This is a genomic window from Methylobacterium sp. AC832, assembly GCF_979256025.1.
Map to the genome: position 1 here is coordinate 1,327,715 of NZ_CEEDMV010000001.1, position 18,098 is coordinate 1,345,812.

The 18,098-nt window shown below is 65.4% G+C and carries 13 protein-coding genes and 1 tRNA gene; 3 read left to right on the plus strand and 11 right to left on the minus strand.

The window, feature by feature from the left end:
- Positions 1 to 93: 93 nt before the first annotated feature.
- Positions 94 to 1,653 carry a SpoVR family protein gene (locus tag AC0IXR_RS06180; RefSeq protein WP_471760078.1) on the plus strand — a complete coding sequence of 520 codons (1,560 nt, stop codon included), beginning with the start codon at positions 94 to 96 and terminating at the stop codon, positions 1,651 to 1,653.
- Positions 1,654 to 1,764: 111 nt separating this feature from the next.
- The gene (locus AC0IXR_RS06185) at positions 1,765 to 2,019 is read left to right on the plus strand and encodes a hypothetical protein (protein ID WP_056429907.1); all 255 of its coding nucleotides are present in this window, start codon (positions 1,765 to 1,767) and stop codon (positions 2,017 to 2,019) included.
- Between the two features lie 208 nt (positions 2,020 to 2,227).
- Here AC0IXR_RS06185 and AC0IXR_RS06190 read toward each other — a convergent pair.
- The 11 genes from AC0IXR_RS06190 to AC0IXR_RS06240 all read right to left on the minus strand — a co-directional run bounded on the left by AC0IXR_RS06190 (position 2,228) and on the right by AC0IXR_RS06240 (position 16,297).
- Positions 2,228 to 2,304: transfer RNA gene (locus tag AC0IXR_RS06190), tRNA-Pro, on the minus strand.
- Between the two features lie 198 nt (positions 2,305 to 2,502).
- On the minus strand, positions 2,503 to 5,712 hold the full coding sequence (locus tag AC0IXR_RS06195) for an efflux RND transporter permease subunit (RefSeq protein ID WP_056429910.1): 3,210 nt from the start codon (positions 5,710 to 5,712) through the stop codon (positions 2,503 to 2,505).
- A 140-nt stretch (positions 5,713 to 5,852) separates the two neighbouring features.
- Positions 5,853 to 7,001: an efflux RND transporter periplasmic adaptor subunit gene (locus AC0IXR_RS06200; protein WP_461235612.1), complete on the minus strand. Its 1,149-nt coding sequence runs from the start codon at positions 6,999 to 7,001 to the stop codon at positions 5,853 to 5,855.
- Positions 7,002 to 7,143: 142 nt separating this feature from the next.
- The gene (locus AC0IXR_RS06205) at positions 7,144 to 7,467 is read right to left on the minus strand and encodes a rhodanese-like domain-containing protein (RefSeq protein WP_311275384.1); all 324 of its coding nucleotides are present in this window, start codon (positions 7,465 to 7,467) and stop codon (positions 7,144 to 7,146) included.
- A gap of 290 nt (positions 7,468 to 7,757) precedes the next feature.
- A complete protein-coding gene (locus AC0IXR_RS06210) occupies positions 7,758 to 8,834 on the minus strand; it encodes a class I SAM-dependent methyltransferase (RefSeq protein ID WP_471760080.1) in 1,077 nt (358 codons plus the stop codon).
- Positions 8,831 to 9,715 carry a prolipoprotein diacylglyceryl transferase gene (gene lgt / locus AC0IXR_RS06215; protein WP_471760081.1) on the minus strand — a complete coding sequence of 295 codons (885 nt, stop codon included), beginning with the start codon at positions 9,713 to 9,715 and terminating at the stop codon, positions 8,831 to 8,833. The genes AC0IXR_RS06210 and lgt overlap by 4 nt, the downstream gene beginning before the upstream one ends.
- Positions 9,716 to 9,801: 86 nt before the next feature.
- Positions 9,802 to 11,952, minus strand: coding sequence for a methyl-accepting chemotaxis protein (locus AC0IXR_RS06220; protein ID WP_471760082.1), 2,151 nt, complete (start codon positions 11,950 to 11,952; stop codon positions 9,802 to 9,804).
- A 245-nt stretch (positions 11,953 to 12,197) separates the two neighbouring features.
- Complete coding sequence (ilvA, locus tag AC0IXR_RS06225) at positions 12,198 to 13,760, minus strand: threonine ammonia-lyase, biosynthetic (protein ID WP_471760083.1); 1,563 nt, start codon at positions 13,758 to 13,760, stop codon at positions 12,198 to 12,200.
- A gap of 145 nt (positions 13,761 to 13,905) precedes the next feature.
- Positions 13,906 to 14,253 (minus strand): diacylglycerol kinase, encoded by a 348-nt coding sequence (locus AC0IXR_RS06230; RefSeq protein WP_471760084.1) that lies wholly within the window; start codon positions 14,251 to 14,253, stop codon positions 13,906 to 13,908.
- Positions 14,254 to 14,257: 4 nt separating this feature from the next.
- Positions 14,258 to 15,307: an AbrB family transcriptional regulator gene (locus AC0IXR_RS06235; protein WP_471760085.1), complete on the minus strand. Its 1,050-nt coding sequence runs from the start codon at positions 15,305 to 15,307 to the stop codon at positions 14,258 to 14,260.
- 30 nt (positions 15,308 to 15,337) lie between these two features.
- Positions 15,338 to 16,297, minus strand: a complete 960-nt coding sequence (locus tag AC0IXR_RS06240) for a LysR substrate-binding domain-containing protein (RefSeq protein ID WP_056429935.1) — start codon at positions 16,295 to 16,297, stop codon at positions 15,338 to 15,340.
- Between the two features lie 148 nt (positions 16,298 to 16,445).
- Between AC0IXR_RS06240 and AC0IXR_RS06245 the strand changes: the two genes are divergently transcribed.
- Positions 16,446 to 18,035 (plus strand): catalase, encoded by a 1,590-nt coding sequence (locus tag AC0IXR_RS06245; RefSeq protein ID WP_056429937.1) that lies wholly within the window; start codon positions 16,446 to 16,448, stop codon positions 18,033 to 18,035.
- Positions 18,036 to 18,098 lie beyond the last annotated feature (63 nt).

The window sequence follows — 18,098 nt, forward strand, 5'->3', positions numbered from 1 at the left end:
GTCCCGCTACGGAGGAGGGAAGACCTGTTCCGGCCTCTCGGTCTTCAGCGATGAGGCGGACGGACTATACCGACGCATAGATCGGGACCACGCATGACACTCACGCTTCCCCAAACGATCTCGGGCCGCCAGACACCCCTGTTCAGCGGGAACGACTGGGATTTCGACACCATCCGCCGCATTCATGACGCGTGCGAGGCCGAGGCGCGGGAACTCGGCCTGTCCTGGTACCCGAACCAGATCGAGATCATCACCGCCGAGCAGATGCTCGACGCCTATGCCTCCATCGGCATGCCGCTGTTCTACAAGCACTGGTCCTTCGGCAAGCATTTCGCCCAGCACGAGGCCGGTTACCGGCGGGGGATGATGGGGCTCGCCTACGAGATCGTCATCAATTCCGATCCGTGCATCTCCTACATCATGGAGGAGAACACGGCGACGATGCAGACGCTGGTGATCGCGCATGCCGCCTTCGGCCATAACCACTTCTTCAAGAACAATTACCTGTTCAAGCAATGGACCGATGCCGAGGGTATCCTCGATTACCTCGACTTCGCGAAGGGCTTCATCTCCCGATGCGAGGAGCGCTACGGCCACCATGCCGTGGAGCAAGTGCTGGACGCCGCGCATGCGCTGATGAGCCAGGGCATCCATCGCTATCCCCGCAAGAAACGGCCCGACCTCGCCTCCGAGCAACGTCGCGAGCGGGAGCGGGCTGAGCATGGCGAACAGATCTACAACGATCTCTGGCGAACCCTCCCGCAAAAGACCGCCGGAGCCAGACCGGATGCGGCCCTGGAGCGCCGCAAGGCGCTGCTGGAGCTACCGCAGGAGAACCTGCTCTATTTTCTCGAGAAGGCCGCCCCCAGGCTCCGGCCCTGGCAGCGCGAGATCCTGCGCATCGTCCGTCTCGTGGCGCAGTATTTCTATCCCCAGCGCCAGACCAAGGTGATGAACGAGGGCTGCGCCACCTATTGCCACTATCGGATCATGACCTCGCTGTCGGAGAAGGGGCTCATCAACGAAGCCGCCTATCTCGAATTCCTGCAGTCGCACACCAACGTCATTCGCCAGCCGAACTACAACGAGCGCGGCTATGGCGGGCACAATCCCTACGCCATCGGCTTCGCGATGATGCAGGACATCGCCCGCATTGTGGAGCAGCCGACGGAGGAAGACCGGCATTGGTTCCCCGAGATCGCCGGCACGGGTGACGCGATGGCGACCCTGCGCGACATCTGGGCGAATTATCGGGATGAGAGCTTCATCGCGCAGTTCCTCAGCCCAAAGCTCATGCGCGACATGCGCCTGTTCCACGTCGTCGACGATCCCGACGAAGCCGAACTGCGCGTCGAGGCGATCCATGACGAGCGCGGTTACCGCAAGCTACGCCGATCCTTCGCACGACAATACGACGTCGCCTGGCTCGATCCCGATATCGAGGTGGTGGATGTCGACCTGGAGGGCAACCGCCGCCTCATCGTCCATCACAAGGCGCTGAACCGCATCACGCTCCAGGCCGACGATGCCAGACGCGTCCTGCAGCATCTGGCGGATCTCTGGGGCTACGACGCGGTGCTGAAAGAAATCGACCCGGCGACGGGCGCGATCCTCGCCGAACATCACGCGGCGGCGCGGCCGATCTTCTTCTGACGGGCCGGAAAACACGGGATTGAGCCGCGATGCATCGTATTTGATCCATCGCGCTCGCCTTTCCTTCGCAGGCGCTCACCCATCCTCGAAGGCGCAAATGGCGAGGTTTGTATGAGAGAGCGTCGGATCGATGAGCGGCTCCGCAAGGACGAGGCTGGCCTGATCGCCATAGACGAACACACGACGATCCCCTGCATCGTCTACGACATATCCGCCTCCGGTGTGCGCCTCACCCTCCCGGAAGCCATCCAGGTCCCTGACACGTTCATCCTGTACTCCTCCTGTGTCGCGGGGATGGAAGTTTGCCGCGTGGTATGGCGCGGCGAGGAGACCATCGGTGCGACCTTCAGCAGGGTGACGGCCTGAGGCTCGGTACACCGGACCTCGCCGTGAGCGCAGCCGTCCCCGCAGCCCGATCGGCGTCTGATATCGATTCGGCCGTATCGCGATGCATCCGGAGTCGATACCGAAATCCGGAATTCTCAGGCAAACGAAAAAGGCCGGGGCTGCGCACCCCGGCCTTTCCGTCAGGACGGACGACATAAGCTCGAAGGCCAATGTCACCGTGTTTTAATGGTCGGAGTAGCAGGACTTGAACCTGCGACCCCCTGTCCCCCAGACAGGTGCGCTACCGGGCTGCGCTATACTCCGTCAAGAACCGTCCTGACTATCGATCGACTGCGAAAGACACCGATCCAGTCCTTGGTCCGAGGACCAACGCGCTGACTGGGCTGCGCTCCGCTTCGACGCCCTGTAACGGGCTGAGGGGTCTTAGCTTCACGGTCCTTCCCGTGCAACCCCTTTTCCGCGAGTCCAGCGCAGAGCTTCATGCGCCGGACCTTGTCGTCTTCACGCGTGCGACGGCGTCGCGTGGGGATCGTGCTTGTCGGGGGTGGTGTCGTGCGGATCCTTGCCACGCTTCTTGGCGAACCAGATCAGTATGTTGCGGATCGCCACATAGAAGACCGGGGTTAGGAACAGCCCGAAGAACGTCGCGCCGATCATACCGAAACAGACGGCGGTTCCGAGAGCCTGACGCATCTCCGCGCCGGGGCCGGTGGCGATGACGAGGGGGACCGTACCGAGGATGAAGGCGAAGGCCGTCATCAGGATCGGGCGCAGGCGCAGGCGGCAGGCTTCCACCGCGGCGGCGACCGGCCCCTTCTTCTCCGTCTCCTCGAGCTGGTGGGCGAATTCCACGATCAGGATTGCGTTCTTCGCCGCCAGACCGATGAGCACGATCAGCCCGATCTGGGTCAGGATGTTGTTGTCCTGCCCCCTGAACTGCACCGCGCCCAGAGCCGAGAGCACACCTGTCGGCACGACGAGGATGATCGCCAGCGGCAGCGCCCAGGATTCGTACTGCGCCGCGAGCACCAGGAAGACGAGGAGCACGCCGAGACCGAAGACGTAGATCGCGGTGTTGCCCGTCGCCTTCTGCTGGAAGGCGATCTCGGTCCAGTCGTAGGCGTAGCCTTCCGGCAGGGACTGAGCGATCTTCTCCATCGCTGCGAGCGCCTGGCCGGTCGACACGCCGGGCTTGGCATCGCCCTGGATCGGCACCGAGTAGAACAGGTTGAACCGCTGGACGATCTGCGGCCCGCTGATCTCGCGGATCGAAGCGAGGGTTCCCATCGGCACCAGGGCGCCGGTGGAGGAACGCACCTTCAGCCGCTCGATATCGCCCTTCTCCAGGCGGAAGGCCGCGTCGGCCTGGGCACGCACCTGATAGATACGGCCGAACGTGTTGAAGTCGTTGACGTAGGCACCGCCGAGATTGGTCTGCAGCGTGGCGAAGACCGAGGCGAGCGGCACGTTCAGCATCCGCGCCATCGTGCGATCGATGTCGATGAAGAGCTGAGGTGTGTCGTTGCCGAAGGTGGTGAACACGCGCTGGACGTCGTTGCTCTGGTTCGCCTGACCGAGAATCTCGTTCGTGGCGGCCAGCAGCGGAGCGATGGCCGAGTTCTGGCGGCTCTCGATCTGCATCTTGAAGCCACCGCCGGTACCGAGGCCTCGGACGGGCGGCGGCGGAATGAACAGGACGCGGGCCTCTTGGATCGAGGCCGTGGCCTTGAACACGTCGCCGGTGATGGCCGCCGCCGTCCTACCCGTCGTGGCACGCTCCTTTGCCCCCTTCAGGACCAGGAACATCACGGCGCCGTTGGTGGTGTTGGTGAAGGTCGCCCCGTCGAAGCCCGAGATGATGACGGCATCGGCGACGCCGTCGACCTTCAGGGCCATGTCGGCGGCCCGCCGCACCACGGCGGTGGTGCGCTCCAGAGCCGAGCCCGCCGGCAGCTGGACGACGCCGATGAGGTAGCCCTGGTCCTGCTGCGGGATGAAGCCGGTGGGCGTCGTGGTGGCCACATGCAGCGTTCCGGCGATGATCGCGGCATACACCACCATCATACCGAGCAAGCCGATCATGCGTCCGGTCAGGAAGCCGATCGTAGCTGCATACCAATGCGAGAGCTTGTCGAAGCCCCGATTGAACAAGTCGGCGAGCCAGCCGAAGAACCGCGTCAGGAAGAATTTCGGCTTGGCATGTTCGTGGTGGGGCTTCAGCAGCAGCTTGCAGAGCGCCGGTGACAGCGTCAGCGAGTTGAACATCGAGATGATGGTCGAGGCCGCGATGGTCAACGCGAACTGCTTGTAGAACTGGCCGGAAATACCCGGGATGAACGCTGTCGGAATGAACACCGCCGACAGGACGAGGGCGATGGCGAGTACCGCGCCGCCCACTTCGTCCATGGTCTTGTGCGCGGCGTCTCCGGGCGAGAGTCCCTCGGCCATGTTGCGCTCGACATTCTCCACCACGACGATCGCGTCGTCGACGACGATGCCGATGGCGAGAACGAGCCCGAACAGGGTCAGGTTGTTGATGGAGAAGCCGAAGGCCTGCATGGCGGCGAAGGTGCCGATGAGCGAGACCGGGATCGCGATCACGGGGATCAGCGCCGTGCGCCAGCTCTGCAGGAAGACGATGACCACGACGACCACGAGGGCCACGGCTTCGAACAGGGTCTTGTAGACCTCGTGGACCGATTCTTCGATGAACTCCGTGGGGTTGTAGGCGATGCGGTACTCGACCCCCGGCGGGAAGCTCTTCTTGATCGTCTCCATCGTCGCCCGCACCTGCGAGGCGGCTTCGAGTGCGTTCGTCCCCGGACGCTGGAACACGCCGACGCCGACGGCGGGGGTCCCGTTCAGGAAGGACTGCGTGGTGTAGTCCTTCTGGCCCATCTCGGTGCGGGCAATGTCCTTTACGCGCACGAGGCGGCCGTCGCTGGCCTTGACGATGACCTCGGTGAACTCCTCCGGGGTCTGGAAGCGGCCCTGGGACTGGACGACGAGCTGGAAGGCGTTGTCCTTCGGCGCGGGCGGGGCGCCGAGGGCGCCGGAAGCGACCTGGACGTTCTGCTCCTGCAGGGCCGAGATGACGTCGGTGGTCGAGAGCCCGTAGGCGGACAGCTTGTTCGGATCGAGCCAGATGCGGAGCGCGTATTCGCTGCCGCCGAACACGGTGATGTCGCCGACGCCATCGAGGCGCAGCAGTTCGTCGCGGATCCGCAGGTAGATGTAGTTCGAGAGGTAGTTCTGGTCGTAGGTGTTGTCGGGCGAGAGCAGGTGCACGACCATCATCAGATCGGGCGACGACTTACGCACCGTGACGCCGAGGTTGCGCACGTCCGGCGGAAGACGCGGCTGCGCCACCGAAAGGCGGTTCTGCACCAGCACGTTGGCGATATCGAGGTTGGTGCCGACCTTGAAGGTGACGGTCAGCTGCATGTTGCCGTCATTGGTCGACAACGACGTCATGTAGAGCATGTTGTCGACGCCGTTCACCTCCTGCTCGATCGGCGTCGCGATCGTCGCCGCAACCGTCTCGGCATTGGCGCCCGGGTAGGAGGCGCGCACGACGACGGTCGGCGGAACGATCTCGGGATATTGCGCGACGGGCAGCGACTCGTAGGAGACGTAGCCGAGGATCAGGAAGATGATCGACGTCACCGACGCGAAGATCGGCCGATCGACGAAGAAGTGGGCAAAGCGCATCGGTCAAACCTCTCGCCGCATAGGAGCCCTGGGCAACCTCTGCGGGAATGTTTCTTCGTTCGCCGTCACGAGCCCGCCTGATGTCACGCCCCTGAAACGGAAGGCGGAAACGAGCGGGCCCGGTCTAGAATGGGGTCGCGTCAGCTGCGGCTCGGCGGCAGCGTGCTCGCCTCTGCCGTCACCTTGGCGCCGGGGCGGACGCGGGACAGGCCGTTGACGACGACGTTCTCGTCGCCCTTCAAGCCTTCGCGGATCACGCGGTATCCATCGACCTTCGGCCCGAGCTTCACGTCGCGGGTGCTCACAGAACCATCGTCGGCCACTATGTAGACGATGCGCTTGTCCTGGTTCGCCGAGATGGCCTCGTCGGGGAGCAGGATACCCTGGAACGGCTTCGTCGCCGGCAGCGAAACGATGCCGAACAGGCCCGGCTTGATGAAGCCGTCCGGGTTCTCGACCGTGGCGCGCAGCAGCACCGTACCGGTGGCGTTGTCGACCCGGTTATCCACGAAGTCGAGCGTGCCCTTGCGGGTGGGCTTGGTCTCGTTGGTCAAGGCGATCAGGATCGGAACGCCCTTGCCCTTCTGGGTCTGGCCCATGCCTATGCCGAGGCTGCCCTGGTATTTCAGGAACGAGCGCTCATCGACGGTGAAGCCGAAATAGATCGGGTCCAGGGAGACGATGGTCGTCAGCTGGGTCTGATCGGTGATGACAATGTTGCCCTCGGTGACGAGGCGCTGACTGATCCGGCCAGAGATCGGGGCGCGGACTTCGGTGAAGTCGTAATTGAGCTGAGCCTGTCGAAGCTGGGCATCGGCGCTGTCGACATTGGCTTGTGCCGTCTGCGACGCCTGACGGCGCTGATCCGTCACCTGCTCTGAGATGTTGCCCGAGCGGCTCAAGGTCTGAGCGCGTTCGAGGTCAGTCTGCGAGAAGGTCAGCCCGGCCTGCGCGGAGGTGAGGGCGGCCTTGGCCTGGTCGAGGGCAGCCTTGTAAGGGCGGCGGTCGATGACGAAGAGCAGGTCGCCCTTCTTCACCGTCGCGCCATCCACGAAGTTGACCTTCTCGAGATAACCGGTGACCCGCGCCCGGACGTCGACGATCTCTACCGGATCGAACCGCCCGGTATACATGTCGGTTTCGACGATCTCACGCACCACCGGCTTGGCCGTGGTGACTTTGGGAGGCGGCCCACCGGGCGCCTGCGCGGAGACCGGAGATGCGAAGGCTAGAAATGCTGCGGACAGGAGGATCGCGGACGACCATCCGGAGAGCGGACGCTTGATCATGTTGCTTTTCCCTGCGCCCAGCGAGCTAAAGGCACCGTTCCCGCGATGTCGTGCGCTGCCGCACATAGCCCGTGGAGCGATGGGATTGAGGCGTGGAATAATCGCCGAACCGCCGACCGGCCCGACTTCGGACACCGGATGTTCAGGACTCGACCGTTTCGCCGGCACGATACCAGTCCTTGAACCCGCCGACATAATGCTCCTCCACCGGGATCCCGGCGGATTGCGCGGCGGCCAAGGCATGAACCGAACGGACACCGGCCGCGCACGAAAACACCGGGCGGCGCCCGTCCTCGGAGATGAGGGCCGACAACGCTTGCGTGTCGAAGGTCGATAGCGGGTGAGTGACCGAACCCGGAATATGCCCGGCCGAATATTCGTGCGGCTCCCGCACATCGATGAGCAGGATCGAACCGTCGTCGAGCCCGCGTTTGACCGTTTCCCGATCGAGATCGACAACCTTCATGCGCTTGGCCCTCGCTTCATCGCCCGGTGTGGCGAATGTTCTTATGCGTCAGGCGTCATCTCGGCAAATCCTCGGCCGGACAAGGCCCAACGCCAATGTTCGGCAATCCGAGCCGGAGGAGGTTCGGCTCGATAGAGCGAAGCTGTTCGAGTGGCACGGATAGGCGCGATGACCACCTCCACCTCCGGCCGCATCTGTTCGAAGTCTTCGAGAGATCCTGGGTAGGTGCAGGACCTGCGCGACCGCATCGCCCGTGCCCCGAGCGTCGTCGCAGACCGCCGAGATCGTAGTTAGGCCGGGTTGAAACCGCTGAGAACGGGCAGTCTTGGATCGGCGATCCCAATGGCCTGGAACAGGCTGCCCATGCCTCGTTTTCCCGATGCCGTGAGCCGATGAAACGCGGTATCGAGCGCGTCGGCCTGCGCACGGCTCGCCCCGACTTTCAGGCGATCGGCGCGTTGGCGCAGTCCCAGGTTCAGGAGGAACGCTCCCTGGTCCAGCGGACCGTCGATACGGGCGCCTTCACCCCTGGCCGCTCGGCCGAGGGCGGCGAAATCGACATGGGTCGTCAGATCCGCCTCACCGGGACACAGCAGGGGATCGGCGAAGCGGTGAGCCGATACCGCTTGGAACGAATCGCCAAATCCGGGTCGGGCATGCCCGTAATCGATGGCCAGCAGCGCGCCGCCCTGGGCAACGATCCGGCGGCTGAGATTTCGCGAGATGCCGAGGGCCGGTGCTGGAACGGTCATCAGCACGCCGACCGGCGCCTGTGCGCTGATCTCGCGATCGGGCTCGGCGGCAAGACCGAACGTGAGACGACCGCCATCCGGCGAAAGGCCGACGAGACGCTCACACCAGCCGCGTTCCGTACGCTGGAACTGGCGAACGGGGAGCGCATCGAAGAATTCGTTGGCAACCACGATCATCGGCCCTTCGGGCAGGGTCTCGATCCCATCGTGCCAGGTCGGAGACACGGCTCCGAGGCGGGAGGCCTGTGCCGCCCGAAGCAGGGGGCTCGTCTCCACGAGATGGACGGCGGGCTGGAAATCCGGCGCCGCCCGACCCAGCGCCCGCAGGGCATCGGCCATCAACGTACCGCGCCCGGGGCCGAGTTCAGTCAGGACGAGATCGCTCGGCCCTCCCATGGAGGCCCAGGTGACGGCGATCCAGATCCCGATCAGCTCGCCGAACATCTGACTGATCTCGGGGGCCGTCACGAAATCGCCGCGCGCGCCGAGGGGATCGCGGGTGCGGTAATAGCCATGGATCGGGTGGCCGAGGCAGAGGGCCATGTAGCGGGCGAGGCTCATCGGCCCCGCCTCGACGATCTCGTCGCGAATCTCGACGAAGAGCGGCGTGGTCATGCCGTATCAGCCCGCACCGTCTCCTCGACGGGCCGGCGCGGCCGCGTCACGCCGCGGAGCGCGAGGGCGATGTAGGTGAGGCCGATCAGCGCCATGGGCACGCAGAGCAGCATCCCCATGGTGATGCCGCCATAGCGCCAGTCCCCGGTCCCGAAGAGGTATCCGAGTTGCCGGTCGGGTTCGCGAAAGAATTCGCAGAACGTGCGGGCGAGGGCGTAGCCGAGGACGAAGATCCCGCCGAGGAGACCTGGCTTACGGAAACCGAAGCGACGGACGGCCAACGCCATCACCACGAAGAGGAGGGCGCCTTCCGTGGCCGCCTCATAAAGCTGGCTGGGATGCCGCGCCAGCGGGCCGCCGGAGGGAAACACGACCGCGTAGGCGAAATCCGGCGCGATCCGCCCCCACAATTCGCCATTCACGAAATTGGCGATGCGGCCGAAGAACAGGCCGATGGGAACGACGACGGCGGCGAGATCGAGAAGGGTATAGGGCGACAGTTTTCGCGATCGGGCGAACAGCACCATCGCCAGCACCGCGCCGAGAAAGCCGCCGTGGAACGACATGCCGCCGTTGCGGATCGCCAGGATCTCGAGGGGATCATTGAGATAAAGCGGCAAATTGTAGAACAGGACGTAGCCGATGCGGCCGCCGAGGACGACGCCGAGGGCGACCCAGACAATGAGGTCGTCGATGTCGTTGAGGCTCGGCCGCCGCACGACACCCCAGAACCGGTCCGCCGCCACCAGCCGGCGGGCATAGAACCAGCCGCCGACGAGGCCGGCAATGTAGGACAGGGCGTACCACTTGATCGTGATCGGGCCGATCGCCACCGCCACCGGATCGATGGCGGGAAAGGGCAGGGCGAGCAACGGCGGCATCGGCTGGCCTCCAGGAATGGGGCCGGCTGTGGACGTTCCGGGCCTCCCGCGTCAACCCTCGGTCGACGCGGGAGGCCCATGATGGGTCAGGCGGCCCGCACCGTCGCGAGGAATTGACCGACTTCCGAACGCAGGCTGTCGGACTGTGTCGACAGGTCTTCCGAGGCTACCAGGACCCGGCCGGCGGAGGTGCCGGCCTCGGCCGCCGAGCGGGCGACCTCCTCGATGTCCGTGGTCATCGCGCCGGTCCCGGCCGAAGCCTGCCCCATGTTGCGGACAATCTCCTGGGTGGTGAGGCTCTGCTCCTCGACCGCCGCAGCGATGCTGCTGGTCACCATGCTCATGCTCTCGATCCGCGAGACGATGCCCTGGATCGCGCCCGATGCGCCGTTGGTCGCGCCCTGGATCGCCTCCACCTGCTGGTGGATCTCGGCCGTGGCACGGGAGGTCTGCTCGGCGAGGCTCTTCACCTCGGCCGCCACGACGGCGAACCCGCGTCCGGCTTCGCCCGCACGCGCGGCTTCGATGGTCGCGTTGAGGGCCAACAGGTTGGTCTGCGAAGCGATCTGCTGGACCATGCCGACCACGTCACCGATGCGCGTCGCGGCAACCGACAGCGTGCGCATGGTCTCCGCGGTACGGCTCGCCTCCTCGACGGCGGAGCGCGACATATCGGCGGCCTGCTCGACCTGACGGCCGATCTCCTGCACCGTGGCGCCGAGTTCCTCGGCGGCCGCGGCCACCGCGTTGACGTTGCCGGCAGTCTGGTGGGCGGTAGCAGCGACAGAGGTCGAACGGCTGACCGTGCCGTCAACGGTCATGGTCATGCTGTTCGACGCATCATGCAGGCTCGCCGAGGCGGACGACACGCCATCCACGATGCGGCCGACGGAGCGCTCGAAATTGTCGGCGAGTTCGTTGAGCAGGGCGCGGCGCTCGATCTCGGCGCGCATGCGGGAGGCCTCGGTGGTTTGAAGCTGCTGGGCAGCGTCTTCCAGAGAAATGTCGCGGATGGTGACGACGGCGCGGGCGATCTCGCCGATCTCGTCGGCACGACGGCTGCCAGGGACCTCGTCGAGGGTCTCACGACGGGCCAAGGCCTGGAGGGCACGGGCGAGGGCGCCGAGGGGCCGGACGATGCTGCGGGCGAAGAGCAGGCCGAGAAGAGCCGTGGCGGCGAGAACCGCGAGAGCCGACATGAGCAGCGATTTCGTCAGGCTGTTCACGGAATGCAGCGCCTCGCTCTGGGCCTGCTCGGCGACGATCGTCCAGGGCGAACCCAGCATCGAGATCGAGGCGGTGGCGGCCAGGCGGGCTTTGTCGCCGCTGCCGTAGACGAAGGGCTTGCCGGATTTCAGGCTCTCGGCGTCAAGCCCGGCCATCGTGACGGGCATGCCCGCCTTCACGGCAGAGTTCAGGGGTGGGTTACCACGCAGCAGCCCATCGGAACCGACTGCCATGACCTGTCCCGTATCGCCCAGGCCGTTCCGTTCGGACAGCGAAGCGTCGAAGAGGGCGGGCGTCACGCGCAGCACGAGGAAGCCGATCCGCGAGGCGGCCTGGCCGGTTCCCATGGCGACGTTGGCGCGACGGTAGATGCCACGTCCCAGGAAGGCGGAGGGACCGGAATCGGTGGGATAGGCGGCGAAGTCCTGCGATAGAACACTGTCGGGCTCGGCGGTCTTCAGGCGCTCGATCAGCTTGGCAAGACCGGATTTCTGCAGGTCCGGCTCCGCGAGGCTATGGGTGAAATCCGCGCCCTTCGTCGTGGTGTAGACAATACGCCCCTCCTCATCGACGAAGAGAAGGTCGGCATAGCCGGGACGCTCTAGGAGTTTGCGGGCGACTTCCTGAACCTTGGCGTGGCGTCGGCCATACATCGTGCCCGTACCCTCGACGGCCATGCGTTCCTGCACGGTCGTCGGGCTGGTGAAGGCCTGAACGAGGCTGGCATAATCGGCCTTATTGGGATCGAGGGCTTCGACCAGATCGCCGACATTGCTGGAGACCTGATTGTTGCCAGCAGTGGCGATCAGATCGCCGCGGGCGCGGTCGGCGATCAGTTCCAGCCCGGTCTTACGAGCCGTAGCGGCGAATTCCAGTCGCTCCTGCACGGCGGATGTCAATCCGGACCTAGCCGAATACCAGCTCAGGCTGCCCATGAGGGCAGTACTGACCATTGCCAGACCGACGATCATCACGGGAAGGCGGACGTTGAGACTGCTGGCTATGGACATAAGGAAGTAGGCCCCTGGGAAAACTAGGGCGCAAATTATCCTATGACAAATTTAGAAAGTGTTCCTTAGAGTGGGGACTGCGTAATTTTCACGGCCGAGGAATGCTGCTTCGGCATGCCCTTGGCTTACGTGGAAGGACGCCAAGGCAAACATAAAAAAAATCTTTCATCCGAGGCCTCGACGCCTTTCCCTCATTGAAGCGTGTCCGCGCGACCGCGCTTCAACCGAAAATTGCAGCGCCTTCATTAGCCAGAAGTACGATCGGAAACTTCGAGTTCCGACCGGGCAATCTCTCCCGTCGCCAGGAACAGGCGGTAGGCGAGATTGTCCGTTTCATCCACATACGGGTATCCGAGATCGTCCAGGGCGGTATCGAAGCGCTGGCGCTCTTCTCGGGGAACGCTGATTCCAGCGAGCACCCGGCCGTAATCGGCGCCGTGGTTACGATAGTGGAATAGGGTGATGTTGAACCCGTCCGCCAAACCGTCGAGGAATCGCAGGAGGGCACCCGGACGCTCCGGGAACTGGAAGCGGTAGATGCGCTCGTCGGTGAGTTCGGTCGAGCGACCGCCGACCATGTAGCGGATATGCACTTTGGCCATCTCGTTGTCGCTGAGATCGACCACGCTGTAGCCGTCGGCCCTGAGGCCGGCGATGAGGTCGCGCTTCTCGGGGATTCCGCCGGGCAAGTTGATGCCCACGAAGATCTGCGCCTCGGCGGAGGGCGCGTAGCGGTAGTTGAACTCGGTGATCGCACGCGGGCCGAGATGGCGGATGAAAGCGCGATAGGAGCCTGCTTGCTCAGGGATCGTCACGCCGAGGAGCGCCTCGCGCTGTTCGCCGATCTCGGCACGCTCGGCGATGTGGCGCAGGCGATCGAAGTTGAGGTTGGCCCCGGAGGAGATCGCCACCAGCGTCCCCGCCGAGCCGCCCTCGCGCGCCGCATAGACCTTGGCACCGGCCAGAGCCAGGGCTCCGGACGGCTCGGAGACGGCGCGGGTGTCGTCGAAGATGTCCTTGACTGCCGCGCACATGGCGTCGGTATCGACGGTGATGACCCCGTCGAGATGCTCGCGGCAGAGACGGAAGGTTTCCTCGCCGGCCTGGCGCACGGCGACACCGTCGGCGAACAATCCCACGGTCGGCAGAACGACACGCTCATCGGCGGCCAGGGCCGCCGCCATGCAGGCGGCATCGTCCGGCTCGACACCGATGACCTTCGTCTCCGGCCGCAGGTACTTCACGAAAGTCGCGATGCCGGCGGCGAGACCGCCGCCGCCGACCGGCACGAAGATCGCCTCGATAGGCCCGGAATGCTGGGTCAGGATCTCCATGCCGATGGTGCCCTGTCCGGCGATCACATCGGGATCGTCGAACGGGTGAAGGAACGTGAGACCCTGCTCGCCTTCCAATTGGCGGGCATGGCCGAGCGCCTCGTCGAACGTATCGCCGAACAGCACGACCTCGGCTCCGCGCGCGCGGCAGGCATCGACCTTGATGGCGGGGGTCGTGCGCGGCATCACGATGACGGCGCGCACGGTGAGACGGGCCGCCGCCAGGGCGACGCCCTGCGCGTGGTTTCCGGCCGAAGCGCAGACGACCCCGCGCGCCAGGACTTCGGAGGAGAGGCCGGACATCTTGTTGTAAGCACCGCGCAGCTTGAACGAGAAGACCGGCTGCAGATCCTCGCGCTTGAGCAGAATCGGGCGCCCCAGGCGCGCGGACATGCGCGGCATCGGATCGAGCGGACTCTCGATGGCGACGTCGTAGACGCGGGCGGTGAGGATCTTGCGGATATAGTCGGTCAAGGAGACGCGTGCTCCGTCGGTGGTTCAGAATCGATGTCGGGTGTGCCTCGGGATACGCCCGAGGCGACGAAGAAGCGAGGGGCGATCCACCGGCCCGGTGGGACAAGGCGCCGCCCGTAGCGGAGATGGCGAACGAGGGTCGACTTTAAAAGAACCTGTCGACCAGGGCTGCCAGCCACACCAGGGCCGCCACGGCCTGCGCCATGAAGGCCCCGGCGGATGCGAGATCCTTCACCACGCCGATCCGCGCATGGTGGTCCGGGTGGAGGTGGTCGCAGAGTTTCTCGATCGCCGTATTCAGAAATTCGGCCGCCAGCATGAGGAGCAGGCTGGCCAGGAGTGCCACGCGGATCCAGAGCGTTCCGCCGAGCAGAAGGGCCGCCGGAACGCCGATCACCAACAGGACGAGCTCCAGGCGCAAGGCCCGTTCGGTCCGGGCGCCGAAGACGAGCCCGCGCCAGGAATTGAGGAAGGCGAAGTAGAGCGCGCGCATGCTTTCAGCGATCCGCCGGAGCGCCGCGCGCGATCCACTTGGCCAGAAGCGGCCCGGTGATCAGGACGACGAACAGGCGCAGGGTCTGCACCGCCAGGACGAAGGAGACGTCGGCCTTCGAGCCGACGGCGATGATCGCCACGGAATCGAGCCCACCGGGGCTCGTCGCGAGAAACGCCGTGAGGAAGTCCACCGGAAGCAGGAAGGTCAAGCCGAAGGCCCAGCCGCCGCAAAGGGCGATGACCGCAAGGGTGGCGGTGAGGATGCCCGGCAGGGCCGCGACGGTCTCGCGCAACGTCTGCGCGGTGAAACGCAGGCCGACATACCAGCCGATGCAAGCATAGGCGAGATCGAGGAGCGGCTCCGGCAGGGCCATCGAGACGAGGCCCATGGCGTGGAGCACGGCGCCCAGGATCATCGGCCCGACGAGAGCACTCGCCGGCAGGCGCAGAAAGCGGGCCAGCACGGCGCCGATCCCGGCGACTGAGAGCGTCACCAGCACAGGGAGGATACCGGCCTCCTCCAGCGATGCGGCCTGTGCCGGGATCGATGTGTCGGTGAGGATGCGGGCAACCACCGAGGCCGACAGGACCACGGCAGCGACGCGGACATATTGCATGAAGGCGACGAGGCGCGGATCCGCGCCGTATTCTTCCGCCATGGCCGTCATGGCGGCGGCTCCGCCAGGGGACGAGCCCCAGGCGGCGGTACTACCCGGGAGGATTCGCAGGCGGGTCAGCGCCCAGCCGACAAGGGCGCCGGCCATGACGGTGACCAACACCACGGCGAGGATCAGCAGCCCGTCATCGAGAAGTGTACCGACGATGTCGGCGGTCACGGATTTGGCGACGAGGCAGCCGATGATGGCCTGCGCCGCCTGGAAACCCGGTTTCGCCAACGACAGGCTCGCACCGCCGACCCCGAAAGCGATGGCGACGAGCATCGGCCCGAGGAGGAGCGCTGCCGGAAACTGCGCCAGGGTGAGGCTGTAGGCAATGACCGCCGAGGCGGCGACGAGCGCCGTCCAGAGGCCGAGGGAGCGCGGGCTGAGCACGGGGGACCATTCTATGGAAGGCAGCCGGCGCTACACCGGTTCGGCGACGCTGTCACGACCCGCCGGGGCATCGTCGCGAAACGCCGTTGTCCCTGCGGGCGCGTGCGCCCTGAAGAAGCTCGCCAAATGCGCAAGGCCGCTGGCGCGCGGGTCGCTGGAGCGCCAGGCCAGAGCGATGGTCCGGCCCGGCCCGTCGAGATCGAAGCCACGCGTGACGGTGAGGCCGCTGGCATCGGCCCCAGCCGGCACCGCAAGAGCGGGCAGCAGGGTGTAGCCGGCGCCGGCGGCCACCATCGAGCGCAGAGTTTCGAGCGAGGTGGCATGGCGACCCGCCGCGGAGCCGGCCCCGCACGCGGCGACGGCCTGATCGCGAAGGCAATTACCCTCGTCGAGGAGAAGGAGGTCCGGCCCGGCGATGTCCGTCGCCCGCAACGCCCCGCCCTGGGCGAGGGCATGGTCGGCGGGACAAGCGAGCAGGAACGGCTCGATGAACAGCGGCGAGACGGTGAGACCGGACGTGGGGATCGGCAGGGAGATCAAGGCGGCGTCGACCCTGCCGTCGCGCAGCCCCTCCAGGATCTCCGCCGTCTTCGCCTCACTCAATGCCAGGGACAGAATGGGAAATTCCTGCCGCAATGTTCTCAGCACAAGGGGAAACAGATACGGCCCCAGGGTCTGGATGGCGGCCAGGACCAGGCGTCCGGTAAGGGGCGCGCCGCGCCCTTCGCTCGCCAGAGCCAGCAGCCGCTGCGCCTCGGCCAGCACCGTGCGGGCCTGGCGGACGATGCTCTGACCCGCCGGAGTCAGCATCACCCGCCGGTTGCCACGTTCGAAGAGAACGAGGCCCAAGGCCTCTTCGAGCTTGCGGACCTGCACGCTGAGTGTGGGCTGGCTCACATTGCAGCGTTCGGCCGCCCGTCCGAAGTGATTCTCCTCGGCGACGGCGACGGCATATTCCAGATCCCGGAGGGACAGACCCGATACGTTCATAGGCTCTGTCTATCGCAGCCTTTGCGACGATGCATTAGCCAAACGATCAGGCACGGTTCATAAGGGTGTCTCAGAACGATTCCAGGATGGCGACGCGACACCGCACGCCCGATCCGGATCGTCCCGACATTCTAGGAGAGAGTTCCGCATGAGCGATCAACGCCCGATACTGACCACCCGCCAGGGCCATCCGGTCCGTGACAACCAGAGCACGCGCACGGTCGGCGAGCGGGGACCGGCGACCCTCGAGAACTACCAGTTCATCGAGAAGATCACTCATTTCGACCGCGAGCGCATTCCCGAGCGCGTCGTCCATGCCCGCGGCGCCGGCGCCCATGGCTATTTCGAAGCCTATGGCAAGATCGGCAACGAGCCGGCCTCCAAGTACACCCGCGCCCGCGTCCTGAACGAGACCGGCGTGAAGACGCCGATGTTCGTGCGCTTCTCCACCGTGGCCGGTGCCAAGGAGAGCCCGGAGACCGAGCGCGACCCGCGCGGCTTCGCGGTGAAGTTCAAGACCGTCGACGGCAACTGGGACCTCGTGGGCAACAACCTCAAGGTCTTCTTCATCCGCGATGCGATCAAGTTCCCCGACATGATCCACGCGTTCAAGCCGGACCCGGTGACGAACCGTCAGGAGGCGTGGCGCTTCTTCGACTTCGTGTCCCAGCACCCTGAGGCCATCCACATGGTGACTCACTTGAAGTCACCCTGGGGCATTCCCGCCAACTATCGCGAGATGGAGGGCTCGGGCGTCAACACCTACAAGCTGGTCAACGACCAGGGCGAAGCCGTGCTCTGCAAGTTCCACTGGGAGCCCAAGCAGGGCGTCCGCAATCTGACCTCGGCCCAAGCCTCCGAGATCCAGGCCAAGGATGTCGGCCACGCCACGCGTGACCTCTACGACAACATCTCGAAGGGCAACTTCCCCGAGTGGGAATTCTGCGTGCAGATCATGCCGGACGGCCCGAACGACCACCTGTCGTTCGATCCCCTCGACGACACCAAGCTGTGGCCGGTCGAGGACTTCCCGCTTCTGCCCGTGGGTCGCATGGTGCTCGACCGCGTGCCGGACAACTTTTTCGCAGAAGTCGAGCAGTCGGCCTTCGGTACCGGCGTCCTCGTGGACGGCATCGACTTCTCGGACGACAAGATGCTCCAGGGCCGGACGCTGTCCTACTCGGACACGCAGCGTTACCGCGTCGGCGCCAATTACCTGCAGCTGCCGATCAATGCGCCGCAGCCCGGCGTGAAGGTCTATTCGAACCAGCGTGATGGCCAGATGACCTACTCGGTCGACGGCACCGGTCCGAACCGGCACATCAACTACGAGCCTTCGACGCTGGCCGAGGGCCTGCGCGAGGCTCCGAAGCCCGCCAAGGACTACCACCAGCCGGTCCAGGGCCAGCTCGGCCGCTACCAGACCTCGCGCACCGAGGACGACTACACCCAGGCCGGCGTCCGCTACCGTTCGTTCCAGGATTGGGAGCGTGACGACCTGATCGCCAATCTCGTCGGCGACATGAAGCAGTGCCCGGAAGCCATCCAACTGCGGATGGTCTGGCACTTCTGGCATGCCGACGAGGATTACGGCCGTCGCGTCGCCGAAGGTGCCGGCATCGATCTGGAGAAGGCCAAGGCCCTGCCGCCGCTGCCGGGCCGCGCGGCTCCGGGCAAGCGCCTCCAGGCCGAGACCTACACGGATGGCAGCCAGGCGCATCGCGTCGCCGCCGAATAAGTTCCGGTCGTTCGGACTGAACCATGACCTCCCCGCGATCCTCGTGATCGCGGGGATTTTTTA

What these genes read in the sequence shown, in the direction of transcription:
- AC0IXR_RS06180 (WP_471760078.1), top strand. Translation starts at nt 94, where the DNA reads ATGACACTCACGCTTCCCCAAACGATCTCGGGCCGCCAGACACCCCTG.
- AC0IXR_RS06185 (WP_056429907.1), top strand. Translation starts at nt 1,765, where the DNA reads ATGAGAGAGCGTCGGATCGATGAGCGGCTCCGCAAGGACGAGGCTGGC.
- AC0IXR_RS06195 (WP_056429910.1), bottom strand. Translation starts at nt 5,712, where the DNA reads ATGCGCTTTGCCCACTTCTTCGTCGATCGGCCGATCTTCGCGTCGGTG.
- AC0IXR_RS06200 (WP_461235612.1), bottom strand. Translation starts at nt 7,001, where the DNA reads ATGATCAAGCGTCCGCTCTCCGGATGGTCGTCCGCGATCCTCCTGTCC.
- AC0IXR_RS06205 (WP_311275384.1), bottom strand. Translation starts at nt 7,467, where the DNA reads ATGAAGGTTGTCGATCTCGATCGGGAAACGGTCAAACGCGGGCTCGAC.
- AC0IXR_RS06210 (WP_471760080.1), bottom strand. Translation starts at nt 8,834, where the DNA reads ATGACCACGCCGCTCTTCGTCGAGATTCGCGACGAGATCGTCGAGGCG.
- lgt (WP_471760081.1), bottom strand. Translation starts at nt 9,715, where the DNA reads ATGCCGCCGTTGCTCGCCCTGCCCTTTCCCGCCATCGATCCGGTGGCG.
- AC0IXR_RS06220 (WP_471760082.1), bottom strand. Translation starts at nt 11,952, where the DNA reads ATGTCCATAGCCAGCAGTCTCAACGTCCGCCTTCCCGTGATGATCGTC.
- AC0IXR_RS06230 (WP_471760084.1), bottom strand. Translation starts at nt 14,253, where the DNA reads ATGCGCGCGCTCTACTTCGCCTTCCTCAATTCCTGGCGCGGGCTCGTC.
- AC0IXR_RS06240 (WP_056429935.1), bottom strand. Translation starts at nt 16,297, where the DNA reads ATGAACGTATCGGGTCTGTCCCTCCGGGATCTGGAATATGCCGTCGCC.
- AC0IXR_RS06245 (WP_056429937.1), top strand. Translation starts at nt 16,446, where the DNA reads ATGAGCGATCAACGCCCGATACTGACCACCCGCCAGGGCCATCCGGTC.